Origin of the sequence: Gleimia coleocanis DSM 15436, assembly GCF_000159015.1 — a bacterium.
Taxonomy (GTDB): Bacteria; Actinomycetota; Actinomycetes; order Actinomycetales; family Actinomycetaceae; genus Gleimia; species Gleimia coleocanis.
Map to the genome: position 1 here is coordinate 5,405 of NZ_DS999539.1, position 17,448 is coordinate 22,852.

Annotated in this window: 15 protein-coding genes; 11 read left to right on the forward strand and 4 right to left on the reverse strand. The window is 49.9% G+C overall.

Annotation, left to right across the window (positions count from 1 at the left end):
- Positions 1-104: 104 nt before the first annotated feature.
- The 3 genes from HMPREF0044_RS00015 (at position 105) to metG (ending at position 3,129) form a co-directional block, all read left to right on the forward strand.
- Positions 105-290, forward strand: coding sequence for an Rv0909 family putative TA system antitoxin (locus tag HMPREF0044_RS00015; protein WP_040312505.1), 186 nt, complete (start codon positions 105-107; stop codon positions 288-290).
- Positions 291-413: 123 nt separating this feature from the next.
- Positions 414-1,289 (forward strand): 16S rRNA (cytidine(1402)-2'-O)-methyltransferase, encoded by an 876-nt coding sequence (rsmI, locus tag HMPREF0044_RS00020; protein WP_006546034.1) that lies wholly within the window; start codon positions 414-416, stop codon positions 1,287-1,289.
- A 34-nt stretch (positions 1,290-1,323) separates the two neighbouring features.
- A complete protein-coding gene (gene metG, locus HMPREF0044_RS00025; RefSeq protein WP_040312506.1) occupies positions 1,324-3,129 on the forward strand; it encodes a methionine--tRNA ligase in 1,806 nt (601 codons plus the stop codon).
- A 151-nt stretch (positions 3,130-3,280) separates the two neighbouring features.
- Here the strand turns inward: metG and HMPREF0044_RS00030 are convergent, their stop codons facing one another.
- The 4 genes from HMPREF0044_RS00030 to HMPREF0044_RS00045 all read right to left on the reverse strand — a co-directional run bounded on the left by HMPREF0044_RS00030 (position 3,281) and on the right by HMPREF0044_RS00045 (position 7,329).
- Complete coding sequence (locus HMPREF0044_RS00030) at positions 3,281-3,988, reverse strand: hypothetical protein (protein ID WP_006546036.1); 708 nt, start codon at positions 3,986-3,988, stop codon at positions 3,281-3,283.
- 7 nt (positions 3,989-3,995) lie between these two features.
- On the reverse strand, positions 3,996-5,657 hold the full coding sequence (locus tag HMPREF0044_RS00035) for an FAD-dependent oxidoreductase (RefSeq protein WP_141553785.1): 1,662 nt from the start codon (positions 5,655-5,657) through the stop codon (positions 3,996-3,998).
- A 106-nt stretch (positions 5,658-5,763) separates the two neighbouring features.
- Entirely contained in the window at positions 5,764-6,096 is a 333-nt protein-coding gene (locus HMPREF0044_RS00040; protein ID WP_006546038.1) for a hypothetical protein, read from the reverse strand.
- A gap of 9 nt (positions 6,097-6,105) precedes the next feature.
- On the reverse strand, positions 6,106-7,329 hold the full coding sequence (locus HMPREF0044_RS00045) for a PspC domain-containing protein (RefSeq protein WP_006546039.1): 1,224 nt from the start codon (positions 7,327-7,329) through the stop codon (positions 6,106-6,108).
- 123 nt (positions 7,330-7,452) lie between these two features.
- Here HMPREF0044_RS00045 and HMPREF0044_RS00050 point away from each other — a divergent pair, with 123 nt between their 5' ends.
- The 8 genes from HMPREF0044_RS00050 to purN all read left to right on the forward strand — a co-directional run bounded on the left by HMPREF0044_RS00050 (position 7,453) and on the right by purN (position 17,448).
- Entirely contained in the window at positions 7,453-8,715 is a 1,263-nt protein-coding gene (locus tag HMPREF0044_RS00050) for an ATP-binding protein (protein WP_141553786.1), read from the forward strand.
- Entirely contained in the window at positions 8,712-9,377 is a 666-nt protein-coding gene (locus tag HMPREF0044_RS00055) for a response regulator (protein ID WP_006546041.1), read from the forward strand. The genes HMPREF0044_RS00050 and HMPREF0044_RS00055 overlap by 4 nt, the downstream gene beginning before the upstream one ends.
- 71 nt (positions 9,378-9,448) lie before the next feature.
- A complete protein-coding gene (locus tag HMPREF0044_RS00060; RefSeq protein WP_006546042.1) occupies positions 9,449-10,354 on the forward strand; it encodes a LysR substrate-binding domain-containing protein in 906 nt (301 codons plus the stop codon).
- Between the two features lie 181 nt (positions 10,355-10,535).
- Positions 10,536-13,142 carry a UvrD-helicase domain-containing protein gene (locus HMPREF0044_RS00065; protein WP_006546043.1) on the forward strand — a complete coding sequence of 869 codons (2,607 nt, stop codon included), beginning with the start codon at positions 10,536-10,538 and terminating at the stop codon, positions 13,140-13,142.
- An 80-nt stretch (positions 13,143-13,222) separates the two neighbouring features.
- On the forward strand, positions 13,223-14,386 hold the full coding sequence (gene sucC / locus HMPREF0044_RS00070) for an ADP-forming succinate--CoA ligase subunit beta (protein WP_006546044.1): 1,164 nt from the start codon (positions 13,223-13,225) through the stop codon (positions 14,384-14,386).
- A 12-nt stretch (positions 14,387-14,398) separates the two neighbouring features.
- Positions 14,399-15,325 (forward strand): succinate--CoA ligase subunit alpha, encoded by a 927-nt coding sequence (gene sucD / locus HMPREF0044_RS00075; protein ID WP_006546045.1) that lies wholly within the window; start codon positions 14,399-14,401, stop codon positions 15,323-15,325.
- Between the two features lie 13 nt (positions 15,326-15,338).
- Entirely contained in the window at positions 15,339-16,850 is a 1,512-nt protein-coding gene (locus HMPREF0044_RS07730) for a cell division protein PerM (RefSeq protein WP_006546046.1), read from the forward strand.
- The gene (gene purN / locus HMPREF0044_RS00085) at positions 16,831-17,448 is read left to right on the forward strand and encodes a phosphoribosylglycinamide formyltransferase (RefSeq protein ID WP_006546047.1); all 618 of its coding nucleotides are present in this window, start codon (positions 16,831-16,833) and stop codon (positions 17,446-17,448) included. Before HMPREF0044_RS07730 ends, purN begins: the two co-directional genes overlap by 20 nt.

Sequence of the window (17,448 nt, forward strand, 5' to 3'; positions counted from 1 at the left end):
ACAGGGCAAGCTGACGCGGAATGTTTCACGTTAAATTCGGTTACAACTATCGCATAGTTCGTTTTCCATATAGACTGGTTTTAGTCGTATGCAAGGAGACTACTATGAACCTCGATGATATCAAGAATATCGTAACCGAAAAGGTTGCAGAACTGTCCAAGGACGAAGCTACCACCGACACCGTACTAGACAAGGTACAGGAAGTTGCAGAAAAGGCAACCGGCGGTAAGCTCGGTGAACACCTGGACACCGCACGTGATTTCCTCGACAGCAAGCTCGGTGGTGAGTGAGCTTAACGGAAACGTTGAACTTTAACTAAGTGGGTGTGGGAAAGGAATTTCCCACACCCACTTAGTCATATACACGGTATGCGAAAATATAACTAAAAGAATCACCAACCGCCCTCGGGAAAAATGAGTAGCAACGATACAAACGCAACCAACTTAACCACCCCCATCCAAACTGCCGGCTCCATCCTGCTAGCAGCCACCCCCATTGGCGACACAGACGATGCCTCCCCGCGCCTGGTCCGCGCGCTACAAGAAGCCGACCTTATCGGGGCAGAAGACACACGCAAACTACTCGCACTCTGCGGACGACTCGGAATCCGCATTAGTGCCAAAGTCATCGCACTACATGAGCACAATGAAAATGAAAAAGCGCAGCGGCTCATCGAAGCCGCCGAAGCCGGCCTGCGGGTAATGGTAGTATCTGACGCGGGTATGCCCACCGTATCCGACCCTGGTTTCCGCGTCGCCTCTACCGCAGCTGCACAACAAATCAAAGTAAGCGCCCTGCCCGGACCATCAGCAGTACTCACTGCCCTAGCGGTCTCAGGCCTGCCCTCAGACCGCTTCTGCTTTGACGGATTCATCCCACGTAAAGGCAGTGACCGCCGCAAATTCCTGGAAAATCTGCAAGCTGAACCACGCACCATAATCCTTTTTGACTCACCGAAACGCGTCCACGAAACGCTTACAGACATGGCAGAAATCTTCGGTGCTCAACGCCCCGCAGCCCTGTGCCGTGAACTCACAAAAACCTATGAGGAAATCATTCGGGGGAGCGTAAGCGAACTAGCAGAAGCTACAAGCGGAGAAGTCCGCGGAGAAATCACCCTAGTAATTGGGGGAGCTCCGAAAGCATCTGCAGACCCCGCCGACCACGTAGCAGCAGTACTAGCTCTAGCCGATGAAGGAATGAGACTAAAAGACGCTGCCGCCCAAGTTGCGGAAGCAACCGGGGTTAGAAAAAACGATCTATACCGCGCAGCCTTAGCTGCAAAGTAGAGAAACAGCAGATAAAAGGCATAAACTAGAAACTATGAGTCGTATTCTTTCTGCAGTAGCATGGCCGTACGCAAACGGCCCACGTCATATTGGACACGTAGCTGGCTTCGGCGTACCATCGGATGTTTTCTCACGATACATGCGAATGCAAGGACACGACGTGCTAATGGTGTCCGGTACCGACGAACACGGTACCCCAATCCTAGTAGCCGCCGACGGCAAAGGTATTACCCCACGTCAGTTAGCAGACGAAAACAACCGTTTAATCGTTGAAGACCTAGTGCAGCTCGGTCTGTCCTATGACCTCTTCACCCGCACTACCACTGGAAATCACTACCAGGTAGTACAGGCAATGTTTGAAGTAGTCCGCGACAACGGCTACATGCTCGTCCAGACCACTCACGGTGCTATCTCCCCCTCTACTGGACGTACCCTGCCAGACCGATACATTGAAGGTACCTGCCCAATCTGTGGTGATCCAGGTGCTCGTGGTGACCAGTGTGACTCTTGCGGTAACCAGCTGGACCCAACTGACCTGATTAACCCAGTGTCCCGAATCAACGGTGAAACCCCTAAGTTCATTGAAACCGATCACTACTTCCTGGATCTCCCTGGTTTAGCTGGTGCGCTGTCTGCTTGGTTGGATGATCGGGAAAAGTCTGGAACTTGGCGTCCAAACGTCATTAAGTTCTCTCAGAACTTCTTAGAAGACATTCGCCCTCGTGCAATGACTCGTGACATCGACTGGGGTATTCCAGTACCAGGTTGGGAAGACCAGCCATCTAAGCGCCTCTATGTTTGGTTTGACGCAGTGGTTGGTTACCTCTCAGCTTCTATTGAATGGGCACGCCGCAGTGGTGACCCAGAAGCATGGCGTAAGTGGTGGAATGATCCTGAAGCTTTGTCATACTACTTCATGGGTAAGGATAATATCGTATTCCACTCTCAGATTTGGCCTGCTGAAATCCTTGGCTACAACGGTGGTGGCGATAAGGGCGGTGAACCTGGTCCATTCGGTCAGCTGAATCTCCCAACGGAAGTGGTTTCTTCTGAATTCCTTACCATGGAAGGCCGTAAGTTTGCGTCTTCACGTGGCATCGTAATTTACGTTCGCGATATGCTTTCTCGCTACCAGGCGGATGCGTTGCGTTACTTCATTTCTGCTGCTGGGCCAGAAAGTTCTGATGCGGACTTTACTTGGGCCGAGTTCGTGCGTCGCACTAACTCTGAGTTGGTAGCTGGCTGGGGTAACTTGGTTAACCGTGCGGCTTCGATGATTAACAAGCGTTTTGGGGAAATCCCGCAGCCAGGCCAGTTGGAAGAAATCGATCAGGCACTGCTTAACCAGTTGGCTGACGGTTTTGCCGAGGTCGGTCAGCTGATCGGCACCCACCGTCAGAAGGCTGCGATTGCGGCTGTAATGCGTCTGGTTGGTGAAGCTAACAAGTACGTGGCTGATACTGAACCATTTAAGTTGAAGGATCCTTCTCAGGAAGAACGTTTGGCGACTATCCTGTGGACGTTGGCTCAGGCAGTTTCTGACTTGAATACTATGATGAGCCCATTCTTGCCTCACTCAGCAAATGCGATTGATTTGGTAATGGGCGGTACTGGCGAACTGGCTCCAATGCCTTCTATCGTTGAAGTAGAAGACCTGGATGTTACTAATGAAGATGGTAGCCCACATTGCTATCCAATCATCACTGGTGACTACAAGTTCCCTAAGTGGGAGCGTTGTGACGTAGTGGTTGGCACTAAGATTGAGAAGCCTAAGCCAGTTTTCGTGAAGCTGGATGAAGCAATCATTGAAGAAGAGTTAGAACGCTACGCTAATATCTGAGTGTGATAAATAGTTAAGCCCCGGAAATGATCCGGGGCTTAACTATTTGGTTTTTCTAAAACTCATATGGGAGAGTGGGGTCGCATATGAGTTTTTGTGTGTTTTTCTTTTAAATTCACATCGCAAAGAGCCTTCGCATGTGAGTTTAGGGTTAGCTGAACTTCCGTGGAGAGTGTACTCCGGGAGTTTCCCCAACAGGCCAATAATCACCTGTAGTGAAGTCTTTGCCATCCCAATAGATAAGCCCATAGCCGGCTGGATGATCAGCTCGGTATTCACGATAAACCTCGCGGATCGGCTCATCTATTTCTGGATGGTAAATAGGCTCTGCCGGCACAAGATGCCTCCAGAAAAGCCGGTCAGTTTCAGCATGGGTAGTTGGCAAGTGAAGTACTTCATCAGCAGTAACCACAGCTTCTGCTAAATCTACAGATGCTTTAACTGGCTGAGAGAAAGAAGTCTGCGCTGTTTGTTTAACCAGGTCGGCAAAACCAACTAACAGAGCAGTTAATACTGGTTCCATCTCCTCTTGCCGTGGAGTTTGAGGGCGCTCAACTACCTTAACCTCAGTTCCTTCTACTTTCGCTAAAGCTAACAGTGGCTCTTCCTCATGCATATCAGTGTAAAAGAAGAAGACTTCGTAACTTCCCTGCTCATCCAGAGGTGAAAGGATGAAATTGGGGAACCGCGAGCGACCTTCAAGCTTTTGTGCCCCCGGCATCATAGCCGTATCAACAAAATAGGTTATTTTGCTTTCGGGGTGTCCTGCCGGGAAAATCGCAATAGTTCCCGCTACCTGCGGGTAGCCGTCCCAAGGAGTTACGCTGGGCCAAACCGTAGCTTTAGCGAAATATTTCATCAAATCCTTACTTCTGAGACTCTAAAACTTCCAGGCCGAACTGCAGGGAAATCGCGCCACCAGAGAAGTTTTGACACTCAACGCCATGCGCCTGCAGAATACGCTGCGCCAAGTAAGAACGCAGACCTGACTGACAGTGAATGCTAACTCGACGACCCGCAGCAGCTTCACGCACTTCCTCAATCCGATCACGCAACTGAGGAAGCGGAATCAACAGAGACTGTGGGAGCTTGAACTTACCTTCCACTTCTGGAAGATTGCGAACATCCAGAACCAGGTCAGTCTCCACGATTTCAGGCAAATCACGCCAATCCCAAGTAGGGCAGTTGTCGAAAATAATATTACCTGCAGTAAAGCCCAACATATTTACCAGGTCCTTCGCAGAACCAATTGGTGGAGAGTAGCAGAGCTCCAATTCAGCCAGATCATCGGCACCCATACCAGCACGAATCGCAGTAGCTAAAACGTCAATACGCTTATCAGCACCATCCGGGCCAACCGCTTGCGCCCCCAACAGGCGACCATCAGGAGCGAAGAAACCAGTTAGATGAATCTGCTTAGCTCCCGGATAGTAGCCAGCATGCTGAGAGCCGTGGACTCGCACGGTAGTGTATTCCGTAACGCCCTCGAGAACCCGTGAAGAAGCCCCCGTAACAGCTGCCACCACGTTGAAAACGCGGACAACTGCGGTACCTAAAACTGGTTTCTGAGAAACCGTAGCGTGACCGCAAGCCTGGTCTGCCGCGCGACGCCCCTGACGGTTAGCAAGACCCGCTAAGAAAATAGGAGCCTCGCGACCATCATTAAAACGAACCTGAACTGCATCACCCGCAGCCAAAATATCCGGATCAGAAGTTACCTGATTCTCATCAACGATGATTGCTCCGCGCTTACTCAGCTGCAAGCCAGCGGCAGCAGCCAACTCAGAACGAGGACGTACACCCAAAGAAGCCAAGATTAACTGAGGCTCTAATACAGTGCCATCAGACAATCTCAACTTCGCACCGTTAGAAGTTTCAGAGATCTCCTCAGCACGCACGCCTAAACGTAAATCAACCCCGTGGGAACGAAGCTCGCGATGCAGCACTACTGCCAAGTCTGGTTCCAGAATCGGCATTACCTGTGGAGCAGCTTCCACTAAAGTAACCTGGTAACCCTTATGCACCAGAGCTTCCACTGCTTCCAAACCAATAAAGCCAGCGCCTAAGACAGCAACGTGTGCTCCCGCGCCCTTTTCAGCCAAGGCCGCGAGGAAACCGTCCATTTGGTCAATGGTGCGTAGACCATGTACAACTGGTAGGTCTAAACCGGGAACCGGGGGCATAATCGCCTCGGCCCCAGGAGCCAGAATCAACTTATCGTAAGATTCCGAGTACTCGCCTTCCGGGCCGGTTACCGTAACCGTCTTTTCCGTGCGGTTAATGGAAGTTACTGTTGAATTCACGCGGACATCCAGATTAGCGCGGGACTTCAAAGACGCCGGAGTGTGAAGCAGAAGCTCTGAACGGTCGGTGATTTCATCACCGACGTGATAAGGCAAACCACAGTTTGCAAAGGAAACATACGGGCCAGCTTCAAAAACAACGATTTCTGCGTGTTCGTCCAAACGACGAGCACGGGCAGCTGCAGACATACCTGCAGCAACACCACCGATAACTAAAAGTTTCATATTCATCTCCATTGAGAAAGTTGCTTACTTCATATACAAGCATAGCTTGGAGAAGCGGTGCTTTCCTGCTGAATCAGAGACGAATAAACAAAGTTCTTATCGCTGGTTACTTCCGCTGCTTATGTTCAGAAATAGCCATCATCACTGCCGTAACTAAAAGTAGAATACCGATAGTTGCAAAGGCGGTAATGGTAAGTCGAACTGGGTCAAAAGCAGCCCGGAAAGGAATCAGCCAAAGACCAATGCCAATACTAAAGACAATGAAAGCCCACGCTAAAAGACCAAAGTTAGTTCCGCGCTTAGGTTCCTTAAGCTCATCCGTGGCAGTTTCTGCAGGGAGAGGAAGTTGCATGGTAAGTGGTTGTGTAGCGTCCTCACCGGTTACTTCCGGAGAAAACGCGGGAGCTGTGCTGGTAGTGGAAAAATCTTTTTCAGTCATGGTTAGCTCCTAGAAAGGCAAATTGAGATGGAAGTTATTGTTGTTGGCAGCCTCAACTAAGGCACCGATAAAACCAGGTGAGCAGATTGCTAAGAAAATCGTTAAACCGGTAAGCCAAGTTCCCTTGCGGCCAGAGAACGCCAGGTACGCCAACACAACGCCAGCCATTACGAACCCCATGCCAAGCAATGCGATAGGAAATGCGATATCAGGCACCATGTATGCGTCAGCAAGATCAGTAGTTAAATAGAAAGCGACAGTACCAAAAAGCACTAAGAAACCAGTCATACCTAAGAAAGTGGCTAAACCAGGGCCCTTACCCCATTTTTCAGGAGTAGGCGCAGGTTGTGCAGTAGGCGCGTAGTAAAGCGGACGCGGTGGTGCTGGAGTAATTGGCGTTTCTGCAAACCGTGGATTATAAAACGGCAGTGGAGCAGTCGGTTGGAAAGCAGGTTGCTGAGGAGTGAAAGCTACACTGGTAGGAGTAACCGGTGGAACCGCCATAGAAACGGGCATCTCAGCAGTAGGAGACTCTGAGGAACTCGGCTCAGTCGAGGCAGTGAAATTCTGACTCCCCATAGATGGTGGGAAAGAGTTATTCAGAGGCGGATTATGGGGATTGTGCTGCAGATTATCGCGAGAACGCTTTTCAGACATCAACACCAAGGCAATCATAATCGCAATTAGTGTAAGTACGAATCCAAAAGAACCGAAAACAAACAAAGGCCCAGTGAAAAATCCGTCACTATCGAATATTCCCAAGTTAAAGTGCAAGACGTTGGTGCTTAGAGCCAAGAAGAGCGCAATTCCAATGACCGCTTGGGAACCATTGAATCGACCAGCCAGGAATTCCTCTAACTCTATCTTTTCCGTCTGCTGGGCAGGGATCAAAGCCCAAGCCAGAGCGTACACAAAAAGAGCAAATGGTGCGGCGAAAACACCAGCAACGATGATTACACCACGTACTAACGCTACATCCCAACCGTACTGACGGCTCATAGCCTGGGCAATACCACCCAGCCAGCCATCGTTAGCGCGACGCCAAGGTAAGGAACGAAGTTGCGCATAAAAACGGTTTGGTCGTGGCTGAGAATAAGGAGCCTGCTGATAGTAAGCTCCTGCCGGCGGGACATTTCCAGCAGGGGGAACCTGAGTATTATGCGCGTGTGGTTCAGGCTGAGGCGCCTGAGAGTTAGCATCAGCTGCTGGGTTAGGTACTTCGAAATTGCTCATATAACAATAATCTGCGGTAACGAATAAAAACTCTATCAGTGGATACCCTGAATCTACCCTGATTATTGGGATACTGTTCCATAGAAAGCTGAAATAAGCGGGTTTTCCTGGCAGTATTAGGGTGTGACTTTCAACGGCCAACCTACGAATTATCCGCCCTCGGAAATTGCGCGCCCACCCTTATTGCGCACCCGTCCGGGGGACCCTGACCGCCCTGCACCCTATGTAGCCGGCATTGCGTCAGGTCTTTCGGTGCACCTAAACGTAAATATTAAGTACGTACGCTGGTTCTTTGTATTAACCACTTTCGTGGGCGTAGTAGGTTTAGGCCTCATTCTTTATGCCTGGTTGTGGGCAACCGTAAAAGAAACCTCCGACCTGCGCGAATACGGTGAAGGACGCCTAGCAGCTAAACAGCGGGTAGTAAATACTGGGTGGCAGGTCCCTAGCTCGTTAAATGGCTTCATTATTGCCGGAGGCTTCCTGTTGGTAGCCTTCTTTGGCATGGCGTTCTTGCGAGGATGGTGGACAACTTCAGGATGGGTTGCTGGAACCGTGCTAATCGTCATTGGGGTTTTGATTATTTGGACGCAAACCCAGCGTATTCGTAGCTGGTATCGCCCAGAAGTAATCGTCCCCTTACTGATCGGTAGCGGTTTACAGATTTTGGGTATTTTCCTGCTGGGTAACTCCACTTACTTTGAAGACACTTGGTTTTCCGGGGTGATGATGGTTCTGATTGCGCTGGTAAGTGTAGCGCTTTCCCTGGGGCCCTTCGGAGTGAACTTAGCAAATGATTTACAGTCCGCGAAAGTACAGCAAGCGCGTGAAACTGAACGAGCTGATATTGCCGCGCACTTGCACGATTCCGTTTTGCAAACACTTACTTTGATTAAGGCAAATGCTGATGACGCTACTAAAGTACGTGCTTTAGCGATTGGGCAGGAGCGCGAACTGCGGGCTTGGCTTTACACGGGAGTTAAAGATACCGCGGCGTCTTTTAGCGAGCAGCTGCGCCAGACTATTTCGGAGATTGAAGCTGACTACGGGGCGGAAGTTGAAATCGTGTGCGTGGGCGATGTTTTCCCCGGTCCAAATGAGCTGACGATTATTGCAGCAACCGCTGAAGCAGTGAAAAATGCGGTGCGACACGGAGCCCCGCCGGTGCGGGTTTTTTCAGAAATTCGTGGCAACAGTATCGATATTTACGTGCGTGATCATGGGGCAGGTTTTGTTCTCGAGGACGTTGCCCCGGATCGCCGAGGTGTGAGCGAGTCGATTATTGGGCGGATGCAACGCGCCAACGGCGCGGCTAAGATTCGGAAACTAGAAGTTGGGACGGAAGTGCACCTGCAGATTGCGCCCTCGGAAAAAGGAGAAAAATGATGAGCCAGCCAGATCAGCCACTCACTTTGGTGATTATTGACGATCATCCGATGGTGCGAGCAGGTATTCGTTTTGAGCTTGAGAAGCATCCTGAAGCAGTGCAGGTTATCGGAGAAGCTGTGGACGTGACGTCGGCAATTTCCCTGGTGCAGGAACTACAGCCGCAGGTAGCTTTGCTGGATGTGCATATGCCAGGAGGAAATGGTGGTGGGGGAGCAGAAGTAGCTGCCCGCTGTCGGAATATGCAGACAAAGTTTTTAGCCCTCTCGGTTTCGGACTCTGCTGAAGACGTGGTGGCAGTTATTCGCGCTGGTGCTCGCGGTTATGTTACGAAGACGATTTCAACAGAAGAGCTGGTGCAGTCTATTCTGCGCGTGGGTGCGGGAGATGCAGCTTTCTCACCTAGGTTGGCTGGTTTTGTTTTAGATGCTTTCGGTACGGCGCAGGTGAGTGAGACTGATGAGGAATTGGATTTATTGTCTGCGCGTGAGCAGGAAGTGATGAGATTAATAGCACGCGGCTATACGTATAAGGAAACCGCAGCAGAGTTATTTATCTCTATTAAGACAGTAGAAACCCATGTTTCTGCGGTTTTAAGGAAATTGCAGTTGTCTAACCGGAATGAGCTTACCCACTGGGCGACGGTACGTAATTTAGTTTGATTACAGCTATTTATAGCGACTATAATAAGAGAAAATATTAGAAAATAATTAGTAATTACAGGGGTGACACCATGAACATTAGGGACCTGCGCTATTTCACCGTTTTGGTTGATGAACGTAGCTTCACCAAAGCCGCAGCCCGCTGTGGAGTCTCTCAGCCTACCCTCTCTACCCAGATTCGTAAGCTGGAAGAAAAAATCGGCGCCACCCTGGTAGAACGTGCCTCCCAAGGCATCATCATCACTCCAGTAGGTCAAGAAATCCTGGAATACGCTCGTTCCATTATCGACAAGGCAGAAGCTATCCAGAACTACGCCGATCGTGCAAAAGACCCACACTCAGGCACCTTCACTCTAGGTATGTTCCCAACCCTCGGCCCATACCTGCTGCCACATATCATGCATCGTATCCAGAAAGAACTACCAAACATTACCGTGCGTCTGGTAGAAGAAAAGAGCGAAATCCTTTCTGAGATGCTCAGCCGTGGGGAACTGGACGGTATCGTACTTGGTGAAGAACCACACGATGAACGACTAATTGTGAAACACCTCTTTGACGAAGAATTTGTATTCGCCTCAACTGCAGACCATCCGCTGGCAAACTTGGATCGCCCACTTACCGTGGAAGACCTTAATGGCACTGAACTGCTGCTTCTAACCGAAGGTCACTGTCTACGCCAGCAGTCGCTGGAAATCTGCCATACCGCACAGGCAAAGCAGGTGGATTTCCGCGCATCCTCCTTCCCCGCATTACGCTACATGGTAGCTTCTGGGATCGGCGCATCTCTCTTCCCACGTTTCTCAGTAATTCCGCCAATCATGAATCCAGAGACGCTGAAGATTACCGAGTTTGCACAGCCACGTCCTTCCCGCCACATCTACTTCGCTATGCGCGCATCCTCACCACTGATTACTATTGGCGAAGATTTGCAGCGAATCATCATGGACGTTGCACCAATGGCTAAAAAAGAAGACTGAGTTAATAGTTACTTCCTGAGTTTGGGGTATGTTTTGAGAAAAACATACCCCAAAACTTTTAGTTATGCAGATGTTTGCAGTTAGGGGGTAAGTTTTCCAATGAAACCTACCCCAAGCAAAGATTAGAAACCCCGTTAGCTAAAATAATTAATCTGTCAGACAGATTAGGTAGGCTTAAAAGGTGAATAGTAATCAGCAGTTTAACCCCGCTTTCGCTCTGCCTGGTTTACCACCAGTAGAGGCGCTTTTGACTACCCCTAACCCAGAGGAAACTGACCAGTGGACCCTGGAATACTCAGCCGGGGACGCGTTATTTAACGATGGCTCTGAACTGCTTGAAGGCCTCAACCCGCAACAGCAAGAAGCCGTTACTCACGCAGGCGCACCACTATTAGTAATCGCAGGTGCAGGTTCTGGAAAAACCCGCGTGCTTACACACAGAATCGCATACCTTTTACAAACTGGGCGGGCACGAGCCGGAGAAATCCTGGCAATTACCTTCACCAACAAAGCCGCTGCAGAAATGCGGGAACGCGTAGCTAACCTAGTCGGTCCACAAGCCCGCCGAATGTGGGTCTTTACCTTCCACTCTGCCTGCGTACGCATACTACGCGAACAGTACCAGGCTGCGGGACTGCGCTCCTCATTCACTATCTATGACGCCGCGGACTCGCAGCGGCTCATCACCTTAGTCTCTAAAAACCTCAATTTAGACACTAAACGCTTTACCGCGAAACTCTTGGCAGCGCGTATTTCTGACCTGAAAAATGAACTAATTACCTGGCAGAAGTATCAAGAAACCGCTGCTAACGATCCAGTTTCTAAAGCGGTAGCGCAAGTTTATAAACACTACCAGCGCCAGCTAAATGAAGCTAACGTTCTGGATTTTGACGACTTGATTATGACCGTAGTGCAGCTACTTCAAAAAAATCCTGCGGTAGCAGAACACTATCGTCGACGCTTCCGGCATATTTTGGTAGACGAATATCAGGACACTAACCACGCACAGTACGTCCTCGTGCGCGAACTAATCGGAACCGGTGCCGACGTGCCAGCCGGGGAACTCACAGTAGTGGGTGACTCAGACCAGTCTATCTACGCATTCCGTGGCGCAACTATCCGTAATATTGAGGAATTTGAAAAGGATTTCACTAACGCACACACGGTAGTTCTGGAACAAAACTACCGTTCCACTCAAAATATTCTGAGTGCCGCGAATGCGGTAATTGCGAAGAATACGGGACGTCGTGCGAAAGCTCTGTGGACCTCTAGTGGGGCTGGAGAACTCATTAGCTATGACGCGGCTGATTCAGAATATGATGAGGCTCGGGCAGTAATTCAAGAAATTGATCGCCTTACCCCGTTCGACTTCAAATATGGCGATATTGCGATTTTTTACCGCACTAACTCTCAGTCACGCGCGTTAGAAGAACACCTGATTCGCGCAGGGATTCCATACCGCGTGGTAGGTGGTACGAAGTTCTATGAGCGCAAAGAAATCAAGGACGCGTTAGCCTACCTGCAGGTGATTGCGAATCCAGATGACACAGTAGCTCTGCGGCGGGTTATCAATACGCCGCGGCGCGGAGTGGGGGATAAAGCTGAGGCGGCAATTGCAACGCACGCAGAAATGCAAGGAATTGGTTTTGGCGCGGCAGTACAGCAAGTGTGGATTCAGCAGGGTTGTCCGCGTGGCGAATCAGAGGGCCTGGATATTTCCGAGGGCGACTGGCAAAACGCAGTTTCCGAGGCTCTCACGCAAACTCCGGCAAGCGTCTCTGGAATCACGACGCGCGCGTTGAACGCGGTAGCAAACTTCTGGGGGCTGATTGAAGCTATGCAGATTTTTGCCCGCACTAATACTATTGCGGAAGTTTTAGACCAGGTACTGGATTTAACTGGCTACTTGGACGAGTTGCGTCGTTCAACTGACCCACAGGATATGAACCGGGTTGAAAACCTGGCGGAACTTCATTCTGTGGCAGCTGACTTTGCAACCACGAATCCGCAGGGACAGCTACATGATTTCTTAGAACGCGTGGCCCTGGTGGCAGACGCTGATCAGGTTGCCTCAGAGAGTGAAAACTCTGGGGAAGTAACCCTGATGACTGTGCACACTGCAAAGGGGCTGGAATTCCCTGTAGTATTCGTCACCGGTTTAGAAGATGGGACATTCCCACACCAACGTTCTTTAATGGATCCATCTGAACTGGCTGAAGAACGACGGTTAGCTTACGTGGCTATCACGCGTGCGCGTAAGAAACTCTATCTTTCTCGCGCAGCAGTTCGGTCAGCTTGGGGAACACCTACAGATTTACCGCCTTCTCGGTTCTTAGAAGATATCCCTGCAGAACTTATGGAAGTTCGTCGGGCGCATACGCAGATGGATCGTTATCGCAGCGGCGGGTATAGCTCTGGAAGTGGTTATTCGTCCACTACTGGGCGTAGCTACAGCAGCTATGATGATGATTTTGCGCCAGCATTTGGCAGCGGTACCGGTTACCGTGGCCCGAATGCTGAACACTCTAGTGTTTCATCGAAACCTTCTGGGCCAAGTCTTTCAATCGCGCAGAAACTCAGTAAACGCAGTGCAGAAGCAGGTGCGGACGCTACCGATAGTGCCGGGATTTCCTTAAATATTGGGGATAAAGTCAAACATGGATCCTATGGTGTGGGTACTGTGATTGGTTTAGAAGGCAGTGGTAAGTCAGCCGTTGCTAATGTTGATTTTGGTGACGGTAAGGGCAGGCGCTTGATGCTACGTTATGCGCCACTTGAAAAGCTGTAAGATGATAGTTATTAATAATGGGATTAGTTAAATAAGCCAGCTATACTCGTGAAAATTCTTAAAAGGGGAAGGACATCAGCGTGGATCTCTTTGAATATCAGGCCCGAGACCTCTTCGAAGCCTACGCCGTACCCGTACTGAAAGGCGTGGTAGCCACCACCCCTGCAGAAGCTGAAGCTGCAGTAGTCGAACTGGGTACTCCTGTAGTAGTCGTCAAGGCGCAGGTTAAAGTTGGTGGACGCGGTAAAGCTGGTGGCGTGAAACTCGCTAAAAGCCCAGCAGAAGCTGCTGAAAAAGCCTCAGAAATCCTGGGAATGGACATTAAGGGCCACACCGTTAATAAAGTCATGGTGGCGCAGGGCGCTTCCATCGCCGAAGAATACTATTTCTCTATCCTGCTTGACCGCGCAAACCGCTCTCACTTGGCAATGTGCTCTAAAGAAGGCGGTATGGATATTGAAACCCTAGCTAAAGAACGTCCAGAAGCCCTGGCAAAAGTTCATTTAGATGCCACCGTTGGCATTAATGAAGAAGTTGCTACGCAAATCCTTACCGCTGCCGGTTTCACCGCTGACGAACAACCAGCATTGGTTCCAGTGCTAGTGAAACTCTGGGAAGTTTACGCTAAGGAAGATGCCACCCTGGTAGAGGTCAATCCATTGGTCAAGGTAGCGAGTGGTGAAATTATTGCCTTGGACGGTAAAGTCTCCCTTGATGATAATGCTGCTTTCCGTCACCCACAGCATGCTGAACTAAAGGATATTTCTGCTGAGGATCCGTTGGAATCTAAAGCAAAAGCTGCTGGCTTAAACTACGTTCGCTTAGAAGGTGAAGTTGGCATCATTGGTAACGGCGCTGGCCTGGTTATGTCTACCCTAGACGTTGTTGCTTATGCGGGTGAAAAGTATGGTGTCCACCCAGCAAACTTCCTGGATATTGGCGGTGGCGCTTCCGCAGAAGTTATGGCTAAGGGACTGGAAATTATCCTTGGTGATGAGCAGGTACGTTCTTGCTTGGTGAATGTTTTCGGTGGTATCACTGCGTGTGATCAGGTAGCTGCAGGCGTGATTGGAGCGCTGGAACTGCTGGGAGATAACGCAACTAAGCCAATCGTAGTGCGCTTGGACGGTAACAAAGTGGAGGAAGGCCGCCAGATTCTGATGGAAGCAAACCATCCACTGGTAACGATGGTAGAAACTATGGATGGGGCAGCTGCGAAAGCTGCAGAACTTGCACAGGCCTGAGAGGAAACGACCATGACTATTTTCTTAAACCGTGATTCTAAAGTCATCGTGCAGGGTATGACCGGTGGTGAAGGCACTAAGCACACGACCCGCATGATTGCTGCTGGCACGCAGATTGTGGGTGGCGTGAATCCTCGCAAAGCCGGTCAAGTACAGTCTTTTGATATTACGCCTTACGGACCACAGGCTGATGAAGTTCGTCCAGGTATTCACGAAGTACCTGTATTCGGCACTGTTGCAGAAGCCAAGGAAGCCACGGGAGCTAACGTTTCAGTTATTTTCGTTCCCCCGCGATTCACTAAAGACGCAGTATTAGAGGCAGTGGCAGCGAAACTGGACTTGGTAGTTGTCATTACCGAGGGCGTCCCAGTACAAGATTCCGTAGAATTCCGCCAGGCAGCTGCTGAAGCAGGGGTACGCCTGATTGGACCAAACTGTCCGGGAATTATTTCCCCAGGGCAGTCTAATGTGGGTATTACGCCAGCAGATATTACTGGGCCAGGTCGCATTGGTTTGGTATCCAAGTCAGGTACTTTAACCTATCAGCTGATGTACGAATTGTCTGATTTGGGCTTCACCACTTGCATTGGTATTGGTGGTGACCCTGTTATTGGCACTACTCATATTGATGCTTTAGAAGCCTTTGAAGCTGATCCTGATACTGACGTAATCGTGATGATTGGTGAAATCGGTGGCGACGCAGAAGAACGCGCTGCAGAGTTCATTGCTAAGCATGTGACGAAGCCAGTAGTTGGTTATGTAGCTGGATTTACTGCTCCTGAAGGTAAAACTATGGGGCACGCAGGTGCGATTGTTTCTGGTTCTTCTGGCACTGCTGCAGCTAAGCAGGCGGCACTGGAAGCTGTTGGTGTGAAGGTAGGTAAAACCCCTACTGAAACCGCTAACCTGGTTCGCGAAGTGATTGCCACCCTCAACTGAAACTCTTATAAGAATGCTAAACAGCGATAATACTCCCACGGAAATCATTGCTACCCCTCCGGTTTATGCTTCGCAGGCAGCTCGCGATGTAATCGCGGGGAAAACCACTGCAGAAAGCCAAACCGAACGTCGGGTAGTGACTATTAAACCTTCTAAACATCACGGAAGATTAATTTTCGCGGGAGTATTAGCGCTTGCAATTACTCTTATGCCAGCATTTGCGTTAGTAAGTAGCAGTTTCATTTTTACTGCTTCTAACCGCTGGGTTTTAGATACTAATTGGGATACAGTTAACCAGATTAGCTTGGAAATCTGGGCGTCTACGTTTTTTGGAGCACACACGGTAAGCGGAGTCACTTTCCGAGCCACCCCACTTCTCTTAAGCCTTTTTAACCTAGCGGTACTAACTGCTTTTGTTAAGCTCAGTCGCGTTAAGTCAGTTTGGGAACTGGCTTTAACCCCGTTAGTGTTTGCCCTGTCAGGAACTCTTTTAGCATTAACTGGATTGGACTATGCGAATAAAACCCAGGTTCTTATGGGTATTTGGGGGATTGCCTTACTAGCCTGGCTATTGAACTGGCGTAGCTGGTTAGTGGATTTAACCTCCTATCCGTATCTGCAGTATTTGAGCCGGAGCCTACAAACCCTACGTGTTTGGGGGATTGGCGTTGCTACTGCGGGACTACTCGGGTTAGCGTATGCAAACTATGCAGCTTGGGATCGAGTAAGTGGTATTCATGAACTTTTGAACCCTAGCCAAGCGGATACTGTGTTGATCGTGTTAGCGCAGGTTTTCTTCCTTCCTAACCTAGTGGCTGCGGTGGGTTCTTGGTATAGCGGAGCAGGTACTTTCAGCGCTGCAGATGCTTTAGTTGTGCCAGGTGCGACCGTGGTGAAGCCAGTTCCAGCGATTCCTGAATTTGGGATTATTCCGCAAACATCACTTGGCTTCTGGGTAGTGGTTTTCCCTATTTTAGTGGGGATTTTGGTGGGACTCGTTTGGGTTTGGAAACAGAAAGAAACCACTCTGAAAGAGTTTCTGTATAGCTGGTTAGGAGCAACCGTTCTTTTTGCTGGGGTAGTAGCACTGTGGATGCGGCTATCCGCAGCTATTTACGGGACGGCACGGTTAAGTTACATTGGTCCGAACTGGAAGTTGGCGACTTTATACCTCACGCTTGAGCTTGCTTTCGGAGCTTTATTAGCCGGCCTTGCAGCTCATCCGGCGGTTTGGGCGTTGGCTAATAGCAGAGTCACGCAGACTGAAACCCCGGAAGTAGAATCTGAAGAAATACTGGAAAACGAGGATTCCGATACGGCAGAGAATATTTCTTCCGAGGGCGAATTCCTCACTGTTATAGAAGAGGAAGCAGACTTAGAAGAACTTCCAGATTTAGACTCAGTAGTTGAAGCCGAGCAAGAATCTGCTAATCTAATCGAACTTCCAGTTCCAGCTGAAACTGGTGCAGAAACCGAAAACGAAACTACAGAAGAGACTGAAGACGATGACCCTCAGCCCGCGTAAACGACTGGTCGTACTGGTATCCGGCAGTGGCACAAACCTACAGGCCCTCATGGATGCTTGCGAAAACCCAACCTATGGTTGTGAAGTAGTTGCAGTGGGAGCTGACCGGGCAGGAACCTATGGATGCGAACGCGCAGAAAACGCAGGAATTCCAACTTTTGTGTGTTCTGTAAAAGACTATGCTGAACGTGCTGACTGGGACCGGGCACTCACCGCCCTCGTGAAAGAATATCAGCCAGACCTGATTGTCTCAGCCGGATTCCTGAAGCTCTTGGGGCAGGAATTCTTAAGCGAATTCGACGGGCGCGTGGTAAATACCCACAACTCGTTACTGCCCGCTTTTGCCGGTATCAACGGACCGAAAGACGCTTTAGAATACGGCGTAAAATACGCGGGCGCCACCCTATTTTTTGTTGACCCAGGCATCGACACGGGGCGTATTATTGCTCAAACCATTGTGCCCGTCTACGGTGATGACACAGAAGGCGCCTTGCTGGAGCGTATCCAAGTGGCAGAACGCGCGCAACTAGTGGAATACGTGGGCAAACTCATGGTCAATGGGTGGACAACCATTGGTCGCTGGGTAGAAATTAACTAA